Genomic DNA, 20,158 nt, shown 5'->3' with positions numbered 1-20,158 from the left:
ATAATATGTTACGTAGCTAAAATTGTGACAAGTTAGGCTTGTGAATCTTGTCAAATCAATGTTAATTTTTTATATTTCAATCTGGAAGATTATTGATTTATTGGTAGAGTAATATGAAAGGTAGTTCCTTTCCCTTCCTCACTTTCGACATCAACGATCCCTCGATGCTCCTCAATAATTTTATAGCTCACCATTAAGCCAAGACCTGTACCACGTTCCTTCGTTGTATAAAATGGTTGCCCAAGTCTTTTTATTTTATCCTCAGAAATACCTGTACCTCTATCTATAATTGATACTACTATATGACTCTCATCTTTTCGTTTAATTTGGACATCTATCTGTCCACCCTTAGTCATAACCTCAATCGCATTTTTAAGCACATTAATAAAAACTTGCTTTAATTGATTAGGTTCACAATAAATTAAAGGTAGGTCTTTTTCTAAGGAAAGCTTCATTTGTACATTTACAAGGATCGCTTGCGCGTTTAATAAATCAATTGTTTCCTTCATAATCTTACCTATTTCTATCTTTAAATATTTAATTGCTTGAGGTCTTGCTAAAATTAAAAATTCAGTAATGATTGATTCTATTCTGCTTAATTCTGATGTTATCACATTAAAATACATTGAAAAGTCATCCTTCACACTTCCTTCAAGAAGCTGAATGAATCCCTTTAATGCTGTCATAGGATTACGTATTTCATGAGCGATTCCCGCTGCTAATTCACCTACGACGTTTAACGTATCAGATTTTCTCAACTGCTCCTCAAGCTCCCTTTTTTCAGTAACATCACGAAATACTGCTAAATTCATATTTTCATTAATATTACTTTTTAAGGTGAATTCTAAGATTTTTTCTTCCCCATTTTCAAATCTATAGGTTATTTCTTGTAGTGATTCTTCCAAATATTTTGAGTCGAACCCTGTTTTAACTCGATCTTTTTTCAAATCAGAGGAAAGTAATTCATATAAGTTAAAGGAGATAATATCCTCAGAAGAACCATTTAAAATACGCAATGCCGAAGGGTTTGCTTCAATGATTTCAAAGTCATTGTTAAATAAAACAATTCCATCCATTGCCCCATCAAATATTTTACGGAACTTTTGCTCACTTTCTCTAAGTATCTTTACCATACGTTTTCTTTCACTTACATTGCGAAAAATCGTTAAGTGATGTCCTTCAGCTATATCCATTTTTGAAGTAAATTCGAGCTCCTTATTTTGCCCATTAGGCATATGGAAAAGGAGTTCCTCTCTAATTGCTCCCATTTGAAAGTATTCCTTTTTTACTTTTGCAAAAGCTAGTGTCGTTTGATCGATAAAATCAAGAATATTTCTAGTGACAAGCTCATCTTCTGCCAATTCAAATGTTCTGCTTGCGGCTTGATTTACCCTTAAGATTTGACCATCTTTTCGCCAAATCATAATGGCATCAATCGCATTTTCAAAAATCTCTCTAAAGCGTTCCTCACTCTTATAAAGCTTCAATTCCATCGAGCACTTTTCAGTAATATCTCTCATAATCGCCATATAAAAACCATTAATAATATTTGAGGTCGTTGTGAATTCAAAAATTTTCTTATCACCATTTTTTAGGACAACTGGTAGTTCGCCTTTAGCACTTCCGTTTTCCTTTAATACACCCCATAATTTATCTAGCTTATCATTATCTTGTTTATCGATAAAATCATCAAGTGCATATGAGTTTAATTGAACTTTGTTAATCTCAAAACTAGTACAAAAAGAGCCATTTGCATCAATAAAAGAGCCGTGCTGATCAAAGATGACAATACCATCTACTGCACGATGAAACAAATCTTTAAAAAGCTGCTCATTAATTGTTCGTTCACGTTCAAGCATTTTCTTAAACGATACGTCCTTAAGCATAGCAAGATCATATCCATTAATGGCCTGTCTGCGTAGCGAAATCTCTAAAAACCTTACTTGCCCGTTTTCTAATTTAACGACTACCTCCTTCCCTAATGAGTCTTTCTTATATAGTTCATCCACTAGTTGCTTTATTTCATTCTTAGGAATAAGTGTAAGAAAGTCATAAAGGTTTCGTTTACAAAGCTCTACCTTTGTTAACTGAAACATATGACATGCTGAAGAATTTACATCAATAAATCTCAACTGTTCATCAAATATTGCAACAGCATCAAGTGCACCTTCTAAAATATTTTCATGCTGAAGAACTTTCGATTTAAGCAATTCATTTTCAGCCTTCAATTTAGCCAATTGTTCTTTCATAGTAACGATTTCGTTTTCCTCCATCGTCTGCTTCAATCTTTTCACCCCTAATTACCACAATCTTCACTATCAAATATTCTACAAGGAGTGTCATTGTCCTTCACTTATCTACAAAATGATTAGAAAAACTTGGCTTTTCGCCGAGCACTTTGGTGAAAACCTTAGTTTTTCTTATACTATCCTCCTTAATTACCTATTAAAAGATAGTGCTAGAAAAACTTGGCTTTTCGCCGAGCACTTTGGTGAAAACCTTAGTTTTTCTTATACTATCCTCCTTACCTATTTAAAGATAGTGCTAGAAAACCTAGCTATTCGCCCGCACTATGGAGAAAGACTTAGTTTTTAAAGCACTATCTTTTTTGAATCTATTCGCATGAAAAAAATGTTTGCTTTTTTTTCAAAAAAAATTATGATAGATGTTGGCATATTTGAGATTTCATTTGATTTCATAACCATTCTTACATTAAGGTTACACTTACGTTACATCCCCAATAAAATATATGTCATTTTACGAATAATAGTTTAGTAACGCATGCTACTTGGGAATAAAATGGAGGACATCAATATTTCTCTTGTTAACTTGCCGTAAAAGTCCAATAAGTCTCGTTTTATAACTTCAAAAGAAAAGGTGAAAACATGAAAAATCGAGATAGTTACTTCGATAATGCTAAATTCTTTTTAATACTTTTAGTTGTTTTTGGACATATCATTCGCTCATTTATTGATGACAGTCCAATGATTATGAATATATACAAGTTTGTTTATACCTTTCACATGCCAGCATTTATCCTGATTTCTGGGTATTTCGCGAAAGGGTTTAGAAAAAAAGGCTATGTGTCAAAAATAACGAAAAAACTCATACTTCCATATCTTATTTTTCAAGGGATCTACTCAGTATATTACTTTTTCATTGAGAAACAAGGTTCAATTGTTCTTGATCCATTAGATCCACATTGGTCGTTATGGTTTTTGATCAGTCTATTCTTTTGGAATGTACTCCTATTTGTTGTTACAAAACTTCCGACGAAATGGGCACTAGTTCTAGCATTTTCAGCTGGGTTAGCAGTTGGTTATTTTGAGATCATTAGTAATTATTTAAGCTTATCGAGAACATTTGTCTTCTTCCCATTGTTTTTAGTCGGCTTTTACTTAAAACGCGAGCACTTTACGTTTATTACCAATTTACCTGTAAGAGGATTATCAATTACTTTTTTAACGATAACATTTATTATGTATTTTAATCTTAACTTTGATTATGAATGGCTTTTCGGATCAAAATCGTACTCACATTTTGGCGAGCCGTCTGTCTTGAGTGCAGTTATTCGCCTAGGATTTTATTGCTTAACACTCATTACATCGATTAGCTTTTTGTCGTTAATTCCAAAATCCCATGCCTTTTACACAGAATGGGGAACACGAACATTTTACGTCTATTTATTACACGGGTTTATTATTCAATATATGAGAAATAGTGAGTTGTTAGATTGGATGAAAGATTATCAAAGTCTTAGCTTAATCATTATTTTATCGATCCTTTTAACATCAACGCTATCAACCAAAATCGTAAAAGCACTCACCCAGCCATTTATTGAATTACGTGCATCAACATTCAACTATTATTTAAAGAACTTTACAACATTAAATACAAAGTCTGATTAAGAAGAGCATACCCTGCTCTTCTTTTTTTATATAACTGTTTTAAACCCACTTGTTTTCTTCCATACTATGGCTATGAAACCAGTAACACATGTACGATTTTTTTAGCAATTATGATACAATAAGATTTTAATTCCATGATAATCAACAATTATAATGACAAAAATATAGGTAGAAGTGGTGTTACATTAAATGAAAACTGTTTTATCAACATTAAATGCAAAATACATTCATACAAGTCTTTCTATTCGTTACTTAAAAGCTTATGCAGCTCCTGAGTATGATATTGAACTTGCCGAATATACAATTAAAGATCCGTCAATGAATATCGTCACTGATCTGTATTCAAAAAAACCTGAAATACTTGGTTTCAGTTGTTATATTTGGAACATAGAAGAAACAATTAAAGTTATTAAAATGATGAAGAAAATCAATCCCTCGTTAATTATTGTCCTTGGTGGTCCTGAGGTAACATATGACACAAGAGAATGGATGGAAACAATCCCTGAGGTTGATTTTATTATGATTGGTGAGGGCGAACAGTCGTTTAAGCAGTTATTAGATGAATTGCATGGTGAACAAAACTTTGCAAACGTAAGTGGCATTGCGTACCGTGAAAAGGATTCTGTACAAATTAAACCACAACGAAATAAAGTTGACTTAAAGGAACTTCCATCTCCATATCGTTTTGAAGAAGATCTACCACATCTTGCAAAACGTGTGACATATATTGAAACGAGTCGTGGTTGTCCATTTAGCTGTCAGTTCTGTTTATCTTCAATCGAGGTTGGTGTTAGATACTTTGACCGTGAGAAAGTAAAAGATGATATTCGTTTTTTAATGAATCATGGAGCAAAAACAATTAAATTTGTCGACCGAACCTTTAATATAAGCCGTAGCTATGCAATGGAAATGTTTCAATTTTTAATTGATGAACACAAGCCTGGAACTGTTTTTCAATTTGAAATAACTGCTGACATTATGAGACCTGAAGTCATTCAATTTTTAAATGACAATGCTCCAAAGGGGTTATTCCGTTTTGAAATTGGAGTACAATCAACAAACGATGCAACAAACGAGCTTGTAATGCGAAGACAAAATTTTAATAAACTAACAAGAACGGTAACAATGGTAAAAGAAGGCCAAAAAATCGATCAACATTTAGATTTAATTGCTGGATTACCTGAAGAGGATTACAATTCCTTCAAAAAAACCTTTAATGATGTATTTGAGCTACGACCTGAAGAGCTTCAATTAGGCTTCTTAAAAATGTTAAGAGGTACCGGGCTTCGTTTGCGAGCTGCTGACCATGGCTACGTCTTTATGGATCATTCACCATATGAAATTTTAAAGAATAATGTCCTTTCCTTTGAAGATATGATAAAAATCAAACAGGTTGAGGATGTATTAGAAAAGTATTGGAATGACCATCGTATGGATGAGACAATTGAGTACTTAGTTTCAACTGTTTTTGCATCTCCATTTGATTTCTTTCAAGGCTTCGGAACGTTCTGGGATGAAAAAGGGTGGACAAGGATTGGTCATCAGTTAGAAGACTTATATAAGCACCTTTTTGACTTCCTTGAGAGTGCAAAAAAAGAGGAGTTACACATTGTTAGTGGATTTATGAAATATGATTACTTGCGAAATCAAAAATATAAACCACGTAAACCTTGGTGGAATGATGCCTTAGCAAAGCATGAGAGAAGTACGATCTATCATGCAATCTTAGATAATCCGCTTATTTTAGGTGAAGAATTTGCTAGTAAGCAATTATCTGAAAAAGATCTATTTAAACATACAGTACTTGAAACACTTCCATTTAATGTGAATCATTATTTAAAAACAGGAAAAATAGTTGAAGAGGATTCATTAATTCTCGTTCATTATGATCCAATTCAGGCCAAGACTACTGTATATTCAACAGCATTAACTGAACTTGATTTAAAAGTGAGCTAAAAGTGAGAGGTCTTATCCCTCTCACTTTTTCTATTTTCATACCTTATTTTTCTTTACGTTTTTTTCCTTCTTTTTTACCCTTGTTTTTATTTCCTTCAATTACACCATATATTTGTGAAGCATTTACATCGCCAAGCTCATGACCAAACTCTTCTTGCAGAAGATCCTTAGATGTTGGTTTTTTATGATTTTCCATATCTTTGCTTTTCATATGTTTTTTTGTCATCGTAATATTACTTCCCTTGCTTTCCTTTTTTTGAATTACGATTTGCACCCTTCATCGGGTCTTTATCATCATTGATTTCAGCAAATTCAGTATCAGGAAGGCTTTCAGTTGGTGTGAAATTATGTTTCGTTGCCTGGTTTCTAGCAGCTTTTCTTTTCATTAAAATCACCTCAAATTCATTTATTTAAGATGCTACATATATACTTTTACCTAATTTGCTTTTTTCTATCATAGGTAGTAAAAGGGAAATTTAATTTTCGTTATGCTCATAAGCGATGAGTACAATATCTTCTCCTGTTTCTTCTCGTAGCTTAGATTCCATTTGGAGTATAGATTGAATTTGTGACTCCGTTAAATTCGCAACAGGAAACTCTCTCTGATTGTCCATTTTCTCACCTCACTTCTATCCTTATTTACTTTTTCAATTTCATATCTAAATTATGTACGGGAATAATAAGACAGAGGTGAGCATAGTGTCTAAAGGTAAAAAAACAAAAGTTTCAATCGAAGATACATTACCACATCAAATTAATTCTCCTTCCTGGAAGGATACAGGGATTAAGATGAAAGAGCCTTTTATTAATAAATATGGTGTAATGATTGGAGATTGCTTTTATGATTCTGATGCATCTCCATTAAATCAATGGAGTGATGAGATTGATCCAGCGATTATGTCTGGGGAGCAATGGGTACATCCAACAAATGATATTGGGTGGAATACACCAGAAAATCGTGAATTAATTGAATCAAAGAGAAAACCATTTGGTGTTCCTTTTACACATCCTGATAAAGATATGAGCTATAATAGCGATTAAAATAGAATGTAGAGGTTGAAAGTGTCTGTCCCTTTTATGTCACTCTACTCATTTTTCAGAGTTATTATTTTATAAAAAATAAGCATCAAAAAAAGGCTGACAAAAAATTGTCCAGCCTTTCTAACCTTTAATTTGGGGAAAATGCTTTAAATACTTCCTTTACTTTCGGTACAACATAATGGCTTCCACCTTTTGCTTTTACATCCTCAATCATCATTGTAATTAAAAGCTGTGGATCCTCAGAATTAACTGCAACAAACCAGCCATTCTCCTGACCATCTTGATCCTCTTTTGATTGTTTAAGTTCTGCTGTACCTGTTTTCCCAGCTAATCTCTGTCCTTCAATATGTGGTTTATAGCCCGTTCCATTAGGATTTTGTACCACCTGTTCTAAATCCTTAAATAAAAGATCAGTATGTTCTGGGGTGACAATTTTCTCTTTCCACACTGTTGTTTGTGCTTCAGATTGTTTTTCCAGATATGGTTTTATCATGTTTCCATTATTCACAAATGTTGTGTATGCTGCCGCAATATGGAACGGGCTCATCTGAATTTGCCCTTGACCGTAGCCTGAATCAGCTAAAAGCTGTTCATTTGTAAGCCCATCACTTGCAATCGTTGATTTACTAATTGGGAACGGAAAATCAATCTCTTCCTCAAAGCCAAAATTCTTTAATCCAGTTGATAATCCTTCAGCCCCAATATCTAATGCTAGTTGGGCAAAGAAAATATTATCTGAATAAATCATAGCATTTTCTAAGTTAACGGTTTCTACTTTACCAGATACACGTGTCACGTAATAGTTTCCCCAGCTGCTATCTTTTCGCCATGTTGAACCTTTGATCACCTTTGTATCTTCCGGTTGGAGTTTTCCAGATTCCAAGCCAATAGCTGCTGTTAGCGGTTTAATTGAAGATCCTGGTGAATAGGTTTTGTTGAATCGAGCCATTAATGGATTTAGTGGATTAGTAGACAAAGCGTCATATTTTTCATTTGACATCCCGTAAATAAACTCGTTAGGGTTATATGCTGGACTGCTAACCATTGCTAATGTCTCACCTGTAATTGGGTGAATAGCAACTGCTGTTCCTGGTTCACCATTTAATTGTGCATAAAGTGCCTTTTGAAGATCATTATTAATTGTAAGCTTAATATCTTCCCCGTTTACTGGTGCTTTCTCAGCAATAACCTTATCTGTTCCATCGACATAGATTTTATACCCTGTTTCACCCTTAAGACGATCCTCATATACTTGCTCAAGGCCTGCTTTTCCTACACTAGAGGTACTGCTATAACCTTTACCTTTTAACTCCTCAAGCTGTTCAGCTGTAATGCTTCCAATGTACCCAGTTAAATGTGCAGCTGCTTCACCTAGTGGATAAACCCTTGAAGCGACATTTCTATTTTGCACTGATGGTATAGCAATTAATTGGTTCAAGAGTTTTTCATTAGTAGCGTCGATCTTTTTAATAGGAACAAATAATTCCGGCTTGACCCAAGATTGATTTAATTTTCCTTCAATCTCTGATACATTTAACTCTAATAATTTTGCAACGTTTGCAAGGACTTCATCTTTGTTTTCAGGTAACTTTACTGGAACAATACCGATTTCATTTGCTACTCCGTTAACTGCAAGTCCTTTATCATTCTGATCGAAAATTTGTCCCCTTGCAGCTGGAGAACTCGAGACTCTTACTTCTTCTCCTTCTTCTAGCTGGGGAAAAATCATCGATGGTGACCAAGTAATAAACCAGTTTTCACCGTCTTCCACTTCTTCTTTCTTTAACTGAACATCTTGCTCAAAAGAAACTTCCCCTGCGAGAGTTTCCATCTGAAGAGAAAATGGATACAAAACCTCTTCCAAATCACCTTGTTTTTCTTCCTCTTTTGGCTTCTTAAATGTTACTTTTACATTAGTTGCTGAAACACCATCATAAATATCCTTGTAGCGACTGGTGAATTCTTCCTTTGATATTGTTTCCTTTGTGCTTGTTGTCAGCATGTCATACATCTCAGAAAACTTTTGATCATTCCATAGTTCTATGTATTTAGAAAAACGGTCACCTGCTGTTGGAGTTTCTGAACAAGCACTTAGTGCCATCATCGAAAATAATAATAATAAACTTAGCCAAAATTTTTTCATCATCTGCCCTCCACTTTACATATTGTACCAAGAAAGTATATCATAGTGATTTTAAAATAACAGAAATTTTGCCTATTTCTTTCAGAAAAGCGCAAGCGCCTTGAACAGACCCGACAGGCATAAGACGCTCAGGGATAGAAGACGTTCTTTGTCTTCAATTCCTGGGTGGCTTATGACCCCGAGGGGCTAGGCGCTGGAGCTGGATGCTAAGCGCTTATCCACAGTACAAGAATTTTATAATTTCCTAGACAATTAAAAAAGATTGACGATTACGTCAACCTCCATAAATTTTACCCAATAATAACTCTTTCCTTTGGAAAATGGTAATTATCTTTTCTATCTTTTGTCCCTAATAAATACAGAAATGATAAAATCCCAATTCTACCAATGAACATTAATATCATAATCACTACTTTTCCTACTGTACTTAAATCAGGTGTGATTCCCATAGAAAGTCCTGTTGTTCCAAACGCCGAACATACCTCAAATAAAATTTCAGTAAATGAAAAAGGTTCTGTGATTGTTAATGTGACAACAGCGAAAAAACATATTAACATCGCCATCATTGTCACCACAACGGACTTCATTAAATCTTCTTCGTGTAGCTCCCGTTTAAAGATCTTAATTGATTTATTCCCTCTTGCAAAATGGAAAAGAAATAAAAGGTTTAAAGCAAAAGTTGTTGTCCTTATCCCACCACCTACTGAGCTTGGCGAGGCTCCAATAAACATTAAGGCACAAATCACGAGTAACGTTGGTTCAGTATACAAACTAACATCCATCGTAGCTAGTCCAGCACTTCTAGTAGCTGTAGATTGAAACAACGAATAAAACAATGTTTCATGCCATACCATCCCTTTATAAAAAAAGGAGTATTCTAAGCAAGCAATAGTTATTGTTCCACCAATAACTAATGAAAAAAAGGTAATTGATGTAATCTTCGTGAATAAGGAAAATCGATATTTTTTATTTTTGTTAAATAAGAAGTCCTTTACTTCGATTAATACTGGAAACCCGATTGCTCCCAAAATAATTAAAATGATAACGATAAATTGGATAAAATAATCGTCTGCAAATGGGATCATAGATTGTCCTGTAATATCGAAGCCTCCGTTCGTCGTAGCACTAACCGATGTGAAAATACCATGTAAAAACGCTTCCTGCCATGTTTCATAATAGTTCAGGAAGTAGACTCCTAAAATGATCCCGCCTGTTAATTCAATTAAAAGAATTAAGCCGATGATTTGTCTAATCAAATTAACAATGCCAGACAAATTCGTTTGGTTTTGGTCTGTCATGATCAATTGTCGTTCCTTTAGGCCTATTTTCTTCCCCATGATTAGCCAGACAAATGTACCGAGAGACATAACACCTATGCCTCCAAATTGTAGAACAAAAATCAATATAAAAATTCCAGGTACACTTAAAGTATCCGCAGTTGAAATAGAAGTAAGACCTGTTACACTGACTGCACTAACAGCAGTAAACAAGCCATCGATAAACGTCCATTCCACCTCAGGCTTATGCGCTACAGGCAAGCTTAATAAAAAAACAGAAACTGTAACAGCTATAAAATAATAAGATACGATTAATTGTACGGGTGTTAATGATTGCAAACGTAGCTTCCATTTGTTCATACTCATTCATTCCTATCATAAAAACTGCTTTGACGTCCTAACGACACCATAAAATATGTATGCCCTCTATCATAAAGAAAAAACGAACAAAATTAAAGTGCTTTTCAATAATACTTTAATTTTAGAAAATTGCATAGATTATGGAAAGTTCTTTTCACAAATTGGATTACTCTAGTCATATTAGATAATTTTTATTTTCTATGAACAAAAGCTCAGGGCGCCTTGAACAGCCTCGGGCAAATAAGGCGCTAATGAATAGAAGGTGTTTTTTACCTTCAATTCATTAGTGGCTGTAGACCCAAGAGGGGCTAGGCGCTGGAGCTGGATACCTAGCGCTTATCCACAGTACTAGAATTTTATAATTTCCTAGACAAAAAAAAGATGACTTATAAGTAACTACCACTTATAAATCACCCCTAAACGATTATTTTGCTTCTAAACGACTGATTCGATCATCCAAATTCGGATGTGTTGAAAATAATGACAGTCCCTTTTTGCTATTAATTTTCAATGTTGATAGTGAAGCTTGGTCATCTCTTACACGGCCAGTATAGTGTTTTAATGAACGAAGAGCATGGATCATTTTGTCCTTACCAGCTAAATCCGCTCCACCTCTATCAGCATGAAATTCACGATATCTAGAAAAGGCAAAAACAACAAGGCTTCCTAACACTGAAAATACCAATTGAAAAATAATTATTGCAATAAAATGAACAATTGGCGCAATATCTTCTCTTACAAAACGAGTGACAAGCCAAGCTGCAATACGAGCAAAAAAGACAACAAATGTATTGACGATCCCTTGTAATAATGTCATTGTCACCATATCTCCATTAGCTATATGTGCCACCTCATGTGCAACAACACCCTCAATTGCAGCATCATCCATCTCATGTAATAATCCAGTTGAAACAGCGACAAGTGAACGACGTTTAGAAGGACCTGTAGCAAATGCATTTACTTCTGGTGACTGATAAATACCTACTTGAGGCATTTTTGTTAACCCTGCCGCTCTAGACAAACGATGAACTCTATCTACTAAGTTACGCTCAGTTGATGAAAGAGATGCTGATGGATCTAAAACTTGGACCCTCATCATCATTTTTGCCATCCATCGAGACATTGCTAATGACATAAACGAACCTGTAAATCCAATTACAGCACTAAAAATTAGTAAGTTAACTAAATCAATATTACCGTTCAACGTTTGATAGGGTGATACGTTTAATAAGGATAAAACAATACCTATAGTCGTTAAAACAAGAATATTTGATAAAAGAAAGAGAAAGATTCGTCTAGCCATTTTAACCTCCAAATTTTAAGTTCATATGAACTTATATTATAATTAAATTATAGAAACATATTAGTGGAAATGCAAGAATGAATACTTCCTTTACAAAAACTTTATTTTTTATTTAGGCTACCCTGAAAATAACTATGTTTAACATTACCATTCGCTCCAATCAAAAAAAGTTCAAAAATCAACAATGAAGCTTTAACAGAATATTTATTATTATCATCCATTTCTAGCTCACAATGGAAAAATCCCAATAGTATGTTCTATAATAAATATTTAAGATACAAGACTGAGGTGTCATGATGCCAATTCAATTAACTCGTAAACAAATGACAAATTTATTATATTCCTTAAAAGGAGAGTCAAACCAATCTCCTTCATCTATATTAGAAACCGCATTAGGAGTTTCACCTAGTAAAGAAATGAAAGTCCCCACCTTCCTTTTGAAAACAAATAAACGACGCAGTCACAATCAAGTATATGGCTTATCAACAAATGAAATTGTATCTCTTGCGAATTTATGTGAGCTTACATCTCTTAAATCAACATCAATCCAAAACTGGATTAAGCGTGATGTCAAGGAATTGATCGGTGCTCCAGAGCTTGGTAAAAAATATTCAATTGAACAAGCTGCAATGCTATTAATTGTAAAAGATTTAAAAACAGTTTTTGATTTTGAAAAAATACGCAAGCTATTAACAGTTGTGTTTAATACTTTATCAGATCGAAGTGACGATTTAATTAGTCCAATCGTATTTTATGAAATTTATGCAACAGTTCTTGATTCTCTAAATGCTTTACCCTCGTTAACACTAAATGATAAAACATTAGAAAACAATATTGTTGAAAAAATCAACGCGATACCTAAGAAGTTTTCAGAACTCCCTGCCAAGCAATGGGAGGCAATTAGAAATGTTTTAGTTATTACTGTCTTGTCTGTTTTAGCATCCCATTTACAAACGAGAGCACAAGTTTATTTAAATGAAAAATCTTGATTTTCCTTTAGGCTAAACATTACCAGTATAGAAAATGTCCTTAAAATGAAAACTTATGAATAAGGCTGACTTAAGTTATCTTTTATTATTAAGTATTTAGGATAAACTTTATGCCAGCTTTATTAAGAATATTTAAAGGGGTGTGTGTAGAATGTCTAGAAGTAGTAATAAGTTACTTGTCCCAGGGATTGAACAAGCTCTGGATCAAATTAAATATGAAATTGCCCAGGAATTTGGTGTTCATTTAGGATCAGATACAGTTTCTCGTTCAAACGGATCTGTTGGTGGAGAAATTACAAAACGTTTAGTGGCACAAGCTCAAGCACAATTAAACGGTCAAAAAACTGAATAATTATATGGCAAAAAGGCTGACATTTCAATCAGCCTTTTTACTTTGATAGATGACTAAAGACCATTTATTGGTGAATTAATCTTCATCATTTTTGTTTCGATTATTTTTCTTCTATTTGTTTTGATTTTCTTTCTGATTACTTCTTTTTTCCTTATTTTCTTTATCGTTACGATTATCTTTTACATCCAGTTTATCTCTAACATTGCTATCTTTCTGGACATCCAAATCGTTTTGATCTTGTCTAACTTTTTTATCATTCACCTTTTGGATAACAGGTTTTTTTTTTGCATTTTCATTTTTCTTTGCAGCTTTTTCATTTTTCTTTGCAGCTTTTTCCTGCTTGCTTACATTTTTATTATTCTCACTTTGTTTTTTTACATTGCTATTACTACTTGAGTTCTCTTTTAACTCGTTCTTTACATCTTCAAGCTTTACTTTTGTTTCTGATTTTAACTTTTCTTTAACAGTTTGGTTGTTACTAGTTGTTTCTTCTGATATAGATTGGTTCTCTGTATTAGCTTTTGATGAGCTTTTATCAGGTTGTTCTTGATTTTTTACTGGTTCTACTACTTTGGCTTCCTCTTTAAGCTCTATATACTTCCCAGTTGAAATCCCTTGATTCTGAGCCTTTTCTCTCGTTTCATTATCAGATTCAATCGTATTTACAACCATTTCCTGATCTTCATAAGAGGTACTAATCTCATCAATTCCAGCTTCCAACTTAGTTTGAACGGCTTTATCTTCTTCATTAATTACTGTTGTTATCAAAATTTCCTTACCTGGATAAACATAACCCTCTACTTTAGATTCAGCTACAATAGCATCAACAATTTTATTAAATGGTTTGTTTTCCCATACAGGAAGCTTTTCAATAAGCTTTTCAGCTTCTTCATTTAAAGGCACTAGAGAAATAACGTTTAGTTGATTATCAATTCCAACTTCAAAGCTAGGATTAATATCAATCGACATATACGCATACACTTTATCATTATTAAAAGACGGTAAAAAACTTATCATAAAAAACATAATTGCTAACACAGATAAAGCGCCTACTCTAACTTTTCGAGAATTAAATAGGTCAATTAAACTTCTTTGTTTTATTCTAGATGTGCTTGTAGCAGCTTCTTCACGTTCATCCATTAAAGGAAAAAAAGTAATTTCTTCCCCTATTTCATAGCTACCCAATTTACTATTAGCTTTTAAAAATTGCCCATCTGGGGTGAGCAGTGTTACAAAGTCATCATTATACTCGACGACGACCCCTCTCTTCATGAATGTAGCACCCCTTTAATATAATCTTTTAAATAGAGAAAGTCCCCTGACAGAATGATGGCCATTGCAATAATGTATTTTCTATTTCGTTCGATTGTCTTACGACTTACTGCAACTTTTGCTTCAAGCTGTTTTACAGGAAGTTGTTTTTTTTGGAAAAGAAACTCCCTTAATTCGTCATCCTCTACCAATTTCGTTGCGACCACAATTGCATTTTGCCTTGCATCATAATGCTTTGGAGATTGTTCAACTATTTCAGCAAAAGTTAATTTAAAATCATTTAGGCAATGCTGAAAATAGGCAATTTCTTCCTTTCGGTGCTCTTGCTCAATCATTTTCGTATATTCATCAATTGATAAATCTGATTCAATTTTACTTTGAGAGAATTCACCCTCTTCATGCTCATGAAGGTCTAGATTAATAGTATAAGGATTACGAACTTCCTTACGAATATAATCAATTACTTTACGTTTAATCACTAATTCAGCAAAAGCAAACAATGAACTTCCTTTATCTGTTGAATATTTTTCTATTGCATCATTAAATGCAATTAATCCTATACTAAATTCATCATCATTTTCGTTTATATATCGTTTACAAACAGAAGATACGGTTTTCGCAATAAATGGTTTATATTGTTCAATTAATTGGTTTTGTAAATCTCTGTCACCTTGTTGAATTAAGAGAACGGTATCTTCTAATGTACGTTTTTTCTTACCTAGTCTAAACAAAAGGCTAAGCATTGGAGTTTCACCTCTGTTTCCCCTATATTACTTTGTCTATAATAGCTAAATTACATAGGGATCGCAAAGGAAGAAATATGAAACTATCTTTCTTATTTTCTACAGATTAAAGACAATTGTTACAAATTACAGTACTTTATACCCACAAAAAACATGAGGACGATTTTCACGTACACGACATAAATGGAAAATGAAATATAATGATTGACGAAAAAAATGATCAATAAATGTTCATTATATAGTTAACTTTTTCTACAAGAAAACCTTATTCTTTCCTTATTTGAACCATTTGTATACCCCTTACCCCCTTTTAATTCTAATGGCTTATTTCTTCTTACACTACATTATTTCGATACATCTTTCCGTATTAAGGGTGCACAAAAAAATATTTTCAAAAAAAAATTAATATAAGTAATTAATCCTATATTTTGTTACATATTTGACATAAAAAGATGTCACTTTCAAGAATTTGCTTACATTAAACCTCCTTTTTTGGATAATCTTTAAGTATAAACATTCCATAAATTCCAATATTTAATATTTACTTACAAAAAAAGACGTCTGACAAGTTACTATCAAACGTCTTTAAATCCTTTTATTGGTTTTCAACCTTTTTCATTAATTGTTGATCTGTCTCATCTTCAACTTTTACATCCTTCGATAGGAACCAGCCGCCAATAGCAATTCCAGCAAGAACAATCCAGAAAATCACTTTCCATGTTGCTGATTCAATAAAGTGTTTAGACACTAGATCAATTTCTGGGTGTGCTAACGTATACAACGCTAGCTTTACTCCAACCCAACCTACAATGACAAAAGCTGCTGTTTCAAGATTTGGTTTTTTCTTTAGAAGTTTTACAAAGTACGTAGCAGCAAATCTCATAATGATAATTCCAATAATTCCTCCTGCTAGGATTACAAGGAATTGACCACCATCTAACCCACCAATGACAGGAAGATTAGTAGCTGGTAATGTTACAGCTAAAGCAACCGCCGCCAAGATAGAATCAACAGCAAATGCCAGATCAGCTAATTCTACTTTCAATACTGTTCCCCAGAAGCCAGACTCTTTTTTTACCTTTTTTTGATGCTCATGCTTTTTCAGTACAAATTTCTTTATAATATGATTGATTGAGATATAAAGTAGATAAATGGCACCAATCGCCTGAACCTGCCATACGTTTACTAAAAACGAAATTAAAAATAATGCACCAAATCGTAAAACAAATGCACCTGCAAGCCCATAAAACAAAGCCTTTTTCCTTTGATCATCCGGTAAATGCTTTACCATCACCGCCATAACAAGTGCATTATCAGCTGCTAATATTCCCTCAAGAGCGACAAGAACAAGTAATACCCATCCATACTCCAACAATAATGTTACATCCATTTTTTCTCCTCCTATGCTTTAGGTCTATTTTCTTATACCCCGTGTTAGCAAAAGGACAACAAAAAAAGACCTTTGCCAACGTAGGCAAAGGTCTTGCTGAGCATGTGTTACAAATCCGATCATGCCAACAAAGCCGATGGAAGTAAATCCATGAAATGACGACTTTGTTTTCAGGTATTACCCTGAACGCTACTCCCCTTTGAAAGAAGAATATTAAGTTACTATTATCATATGTTGAAGCTTATATTTTTGTCAACAGATTTTTCTTCCTAAGTGCAAAAACCAGTAGATAAGTGCCTTAATTAACAATATTCTTGTTAATTAATTTTTTCCTTCTGATTGAGAGAAATTTATAAAGGAGAAAAATAACTAAAACCCCTATTCCAATTGGAAGTATATAAGAATTAGCTAATTCTGCAACATCTTTCCATCTTTCGCCAAGTTTAAACCCTAGGTAAACATAAATAAATGTTATAGGAAACATAGCTAAAAAGGTATATATTGAAAACACCCAAACATTCATTTTAGCCATGCCACAAGGAATCGAAATTAAAGTTCGTACACCTGGAAGAAATCTTGCGGTAAAAGCAACCATTGCTCCATTTCGTGCAAAAAATGTATCAGCCTTTGCAAGTTTTTCTTCGTTAATGAAAACAAATTTACCAAATTTCAATAAAAATGGTCTTCCTCCAAATCTTCCAACTGCATAAAGTGTTAATGGACCAAAAGTGCCCCCTATCGTTCCTGCTAAAACAGTCCCCCATAAGGTCATATCTCCTTCATATACCCAAAAACCTGCAAGAGGCAAAACAAGCTCTGCTGGCACAAATTCAATCGTTAATGCAAGCATAATTCCTAAATATGATAGCTCTTTAAAATTTTCTATGATTGATAAAATAAACTCTTCCATAAATAATCACCTATTTTCATTCAAGAAGTTCTACCGTCCTATATAATACACATATTCATGTATACAGACAACCATTTTTATGAAGGAACGAGGATAAAACTACACTAAATCTGGCATTTGCAAGTTCCGTTGAAATGAACTTCTTTCACTCCTCTATCATTCCTACTTTTTTAAAATGGTTACGAGAATACTTCATATTCATTTGGTTAGGAGGAATTAATATGGATTGGCTCCAAGCAATTATTTTAGGAATCATTCAGGGATTAACAGAATTTATACCAATAAGCAGTACAGGACACCTTTATCTTGGACGAAAGCTATTCGGCTTAGAGGAGGCAGGCTTATATTTAGATACAATGCTTCACATTGGTACACTCATTGCCTTACTTGTTTTTTATAAGGACATCATAATCAACCTGATAAAAAAACCGTTTAGTCGAATAACTGCATTGCTAGTAGTTGGAACAATTCCAGCTGTTTTTACTGGTGTATTGTTCAGTGACTTTTTTGATGAAATCTCAAAAACAGGTGTAACAATTGGTTGGGAATTTCTCGTAACTGGATTATTTTTATGGTTTGCCGACTCAATTAGAAATGGTGCAAAAAAGATAGACGACCTTTCTCTTTTTGACTCTTTTTTTATTGGAAGCTTTCAAGCATTTGCAATTTTCCCAGCGATATCTAGGTCTGGTATGACGATCGTTGGTGCGCTTATAAGAAAAATGGACAAAGAAGCTGCTGCTTATTTTTCATTTTTACTTTCAATCCCCGCGATTTTTGGTGGTGTCATTTTTCAGCTGAAAGATGTAATGTCAGGGAACGTTCCACAAATTAGCCTGTTATCAATGCTTGTTGCAACCATTTCTTCTGCTTTTTTTGGATATCTAGCAGTTAAATTTATGATTTCCTTTGTTAAGCGACAGTCCCTAAAGATTTTTGCAATTTATGTATGGGTACTAGGTGGAATCATTATTATTTTGCAAAAATTAGCTATTTTTTAGTATCTGTTAAACTTGGTTGTTGATTTCCGCAGCACGAGTTCGATATCAGCCCAACAAAGTGCAAAAAACAACAGTGAGCTTTAACAGAACTTTTTTAAAAGTCAAAAGCATTAAGCTTTTGGCTTTTTTCATTGGTATGTATTACTAGTCATGAAAAGGGAAAAAGTTACTTATGCTAGTAATAAAAAATAGGTATGTCGTATTTAAGCTAAATCAATGAATTAACCACTATTAACCACTATGTTAGCCTGTATCCCAAATATAGTGGAGTGAACAGAACAACCTCTATCATCATTTTAAAATATACGATGGAAAGCAGGGAATTGTATGCATACGATGTGGAAAGGATCGATCAGTTTCGGACTGGTAAACATTCCAATAAAGCTTTATGCAGCAACTGAAGATAAAGATATTAAACTTAGAACCCTTCATAAAAAATGCCATACACCGATTCAATATGAAAAAAAATGCCCTAATTGTGATGAAGAAATTTCGACCGAAGAAATTGTCAAGGGTTACGAATATGTAAAAGGGAAATATGTTGTTCTTTCTGATGAAGAACTTAAAGAACTAAAGGACGAGCATGAGGACAAAACCGTAGAAATCATTGATTTTGTTAAAATGGAAGAGATTGATCCCATTTACTTTAGTCGCGCTTATTTCATTGGTCCAGGTGAAAATGGTGGAAAAGCATATGGATTACTACGTGAAGCATTAAATCAATCCGGTAAAATTGGTGTTGCACAAATAACAATCCGCTCCAAACAACAACTAGCAATGGTCCGTGTTTACCAGAACTGCATTGTCATGGAAACAGTCCATTATCCAGATGAAGTTCGAAATGTGAAAGAAGTTCCAAGTGTACCTGAGCAGGTCGAAGTTGGCACTAAAGAGCTAGAAACTGCCATCATGTTAATTGATCAACTTACTACAACCTTTGACCCTGAAAAATATAAGGATGACTATCGACTCGCACTTCAAGAACTAATTGAACGAAAAGTAAATCAAGACGAGGGCAAAACACCAACAGAAGCAGCACCAAGACAAAATGTAGTTGATTTGATGAGCGCACTACAAGCAAGTATTGAAAAAACTAAAAAACCACAAGGAAAAGTAAAGCCTGTTAAACCAGCAAAAGCAACACAAGCTAAAGCTGCTGGTGATGAAGGTGGTCAGCAAATGGCACCAAGTCCAACAACTGCTAAAAAGACGAAAACTGTCCGTAAAAAGGCTTAGGGGATCCCATGAGTCACATATCCGTTTTTATCAACAAAGTGCCAAAGTGGGCATTAGCAGAGCTTCTCGATTATGTTCGAAATTCACACTAAAAACACGCTTAGATAACAGCATTTCCTGTCACTAAGCGTGTTTATTATACAAATATATTTCCAATCTAGCTTTATTACTGAACATCTAAGCATTTGCCCAATCCTACTACCTAATTTAAGCTAGAATAAACGGTAAGGAGCTTAAATTATTTTCAAAACCTATTTTTTAAAATATACCTAGTTCT

The 20,158-nt window shown here is 33.8% G+C and carries 18 protein-coding genes and 1 riboswitch; of the genes, 7 read left to right on the top strand and 11 right to left on the bottom strand.

Going from position 1 to position 20,158, the window contains the following annotated elements; all coding sequences use genetic code 11:
- Positions 1 to 89 precede the first annotated feature (89 nt).
- On the bottom strand, positions 90 to 2,285 hold the full coding sequence (locus tag I7822_RS22755; RefSeq protein WP_372442208.1) for a PAS domain-containing sensor histidine kinase: 2,196 nt from the start codon (positions 2,283 to 2,285) through the stop codon (positions 90 to 92).
- Between the two features lie 600 nt (positions 2,286 to 2,885).
- Between I7822_RS22755 and I7822_RS22750 the strand changes: the two genes are divergently transcribed.
- Positions 2,886 to 3,908 carry an acyltransferase family protein gene (locus tag I7822_RS22750; RefSeq protein ID WP_207981361.1) on the top strand — a complete coding sequence of 341 codons (1,023 nt, stop codon included), beginning with the start codon at positions 2,886 to 2,888 and terminating at the stop codon, positions 3,906 to 3,908.
- Between the two features lie 189 nt (positions 3,909 to 4,097).
- Positions 4,098 to 5,864: a B12-binding domain-containing radical SAM protein gene (locus I7822_RS22745; protein ID WP_207981360.1), complete on the top strand. Its 1,767-nt coding sequence runs from the start codon at positions 4,098 to 4,100 to the stop codon at positions 5,862 to 5,864.
- A 43-nt stretch (positions 5,865 to 5,907) separates the two neighbouring features.
- Here the strand turns inward: I7822_RS22745 and ykzE are convergent, their stop codons facing one another.
- The 3 genes from ykzE to I7822_RS22730 form a co-directional block, all read right to left on the bottom strand.
- The gene (gene ykzE, locus I7822_RS22740) at positions 5,908 to 6,090 is read right to left on the bottom strand and encodes a protein YkzE (protein WP_207981359.1); all 183 of its coding nucleotides are present in this window, start codon (positions 6,088 to 6,090) and stop codon (positions 5,908 to 5,910) included.
- Positions 6,091 to 6,097: 7 nt separating this feature from the next.
- Positions 6,098 to 6,250 (bottom strand): protein YkzP, encoded by a 153-nt coding sequence (gene ykzP / locus I7822_RS22735; RefSeq protein WP_207981358.1) that lies wholly within the window; start codon positions 6,248 to 6,250, stop codon positions 6,098 to 6,100.
- A 90-nt stretch (positions 6,251 to 6,340) separates the two neighbouring features.
- A complete protein-coding gene (locus I7822_RS22730) occupies positions 6,341 to 6,478 on the bottom strand; it encodes a hypothetical protein (RefSeq protein WP_185653086.1) in 138 nt (45 codons plus the stop codon).
- A gap of 85 nt (positions 6,479 to 6,563) precedes the next feature.
- Between I7822_RS22730 and I7822_RS22725 the strand changes: the two genes are divergently transcribed.
- Positions 6,564 to 6,905, top strand: a complete 342-nt coding sequence (locus I7822_RS22725; protein ID WP_372442207.1) for a DUF3905 domain-containing protein — start codon at positions 6,564 to 6,566, stop codon at positions 6,903 to 6,905.
- A 127-nt stretch (positions 6,906 to 7,032) separates the two neighbouring features.
- Here the strand turns inward: I7822_RS22725 and I7822_RS22720 are convergent, their stop codons facing one another.
- The 3 genes from I7822_RS22720 to htpX form a co-directional block, all read right to left on the bottom strand.
- A complete protein-coding gene (locus tag I7822_RS22720; protein WP_243459629.1) occupies positions 7,033 to 9,051 on the bottom strand; it encodes a penicillin-binding transpeptidase domain-containing protein in 2,019 nt (672 codons plus the stop codon).
- 287 nt (positions 9,052 to 9,338) lie between these two features.
- On the bottom strand, positions 9,339 to 10,685 hold the full coding sequence (locus I7822_RS22715; protein ID WP_207981356.1) for a TrkH family potassium uptake protein: 1,347 nt from the start codon (positions 10,683 to 10,685) through the stop codon (positions 9,339 to 9,341).
- A 424-nt stretch (positions 10,686 to 11,109) separates the two neighbouring features.
- Positions 11,110 to 11,988, bottom strand: coding sequence for a protease HtpX (gene htpX, locus I7822_RS22710; RefSeq protein ID WP_207981355.1), 879 nt, complete (start codon positions 11,986 to 11,988; stop codon positions 11,110 to 11,112).
- A 293-nt stretch (positions 11,989 to 12,281) separates the two neighbouring features.
- On the opposite strand from htpX, the gene I7822_RS22705 reads away from it, so the two are divergent.
- Together I7822_RS22705 and I7822_RS22700 are read left to right on the top strand one after the other, a co-directional pair.
- Positions 12,282 to 12,977: a DUF1836 domain-containing protein gene (locus I7822_RS22705; protein WP_207981354.1), complete on the top strand. Its 696-nt coding sequence runs from the start codon at positions 12,282 to 12,284 to the stop codon at positions 12,975 to 12,977.
- A gap of 151 nt (positions 12,978 to 13,128) precedes the next feature.
- Positions 13,129 to 13,329 (top strand): alpha/beta-type small acid-soluble spore protein, encoded by a 201-nt coding sequence (locus I7822_RS22700; RefSeq protein WP_066331113.1) that lies wholly within the window; start codon positions 13,129 to 13,131, stop codon positions 13,327 to 13,329.
- 111 nt (positions 13,330 to 13,440) lie between these two features.
- Here I7822_RS22700 and I7822_RS22695 read toward each other — a convergent pair whose 3' ends face one another.
- The 4 genes from I7822_RS22695 to I7822_RS22680 form a co-directional block, all read right to left on the bottom strand.
- Positions 13,441 to 14,601 (bottom strand): anti-sigma factor domain-containing protein, encoded by a 1,161-nt coding sequence (locus I7822_RS22695; RefSeq protein WP_207981353.1) that lies wholly within the window; start codon positions 14,599 to 14,601, stop codon positions 13,441 to 13,443.
- Positions 14,598 to 15,344: an RNA polymerase sigma factor SigI gene (gene sigI / locus I7822_RS22690; protein WP_207981352.1), complete on the bottom strand. Its 747-nt coding sequence runs from the start codon at positions 15,342 to 15,344 to the stop codon at positions 14,598 to 14,600. The genes I7822_RS22695 and sigI overlap by 4 nt, the downstream gene beginning before the upstream one ends.
- Before the next feature lie 595 nt (positions 15,345 to 15,939).
- Positions 15,940 to 16,734 carry a TerC family protein gene (locus I7822_RS22685; RefSeq protein ID WP_207981351.1) on the bottom strand — a complete coding sequence of 265 codons (795 nt, stop codon included), beginning with the start codon at positions 16,732 to 16,734 and terminating at the stop codon, positions 15,940 to 15,942.
- Between the two features lie 98 nt (positions 16,735 to 16,832).
- Positions 16,833 to 16,944: riboswitch (yybP-ykoY riboswitch) on the bottom strand.
- 88 nt (positions 16,945 to 17,032) lie between these two features.
- Complete coding sequence (locus tag I7822_RS22680) at positions 17,033 to 17,644, bottom strand: DedA family protein (RefSeq protein ID WP_207981350.1); 612 nt, start codon at positions 17,642 to 17,644, stop codon at positions 17,033 to 17,035.
- Between the two features lie 221 nt (positions 17,645 to 17,865).
- Here I7822_RS22680 and I7822_RS22675 point away from each other — a divergent pair, with 221 nt between their 5' ends.
- Both I7822_RS22675 and ku read left to right on the top strand, forming a co-directional pair.
- Positions 17,866 to 18,645, top strand: a complete 780-nt coding sequence (locus I7822_RS22675) for an undecaprenyl-diphosphate phosphatase (protein WP_207981349.1) — start codon at positions 17,866 to 17,868, stop codon at positions 18,643 to 18,645.
- 327 nt (positions 18,646 to 18,972) lie between these two features.
- Entirely contained in the window at positions 18,973 to 19,881 is a 909-nt protein-coding gene (gene ku, locus I7822_RS22670) for a non-homologous end joining protein Ku (RefSeq protein WP_207981348.1), read from the top strand.
- Positions 19,882 to 20,158 lie beyond the last annotated feature (277 nt).

Source organism: Metabacillus bambusae, assembly GCF_017497975.1.
Classification (GTDB): Bacteria; Bacillota; Bacilli; order Bacillales; family Bacillaceae; genus Metabacillus; species Metabacillus bambusae.
Note: the sequence above shows the minus strand (reverse complement) of the source record. Positions and strands in the feature narration are given on the sequence as shown.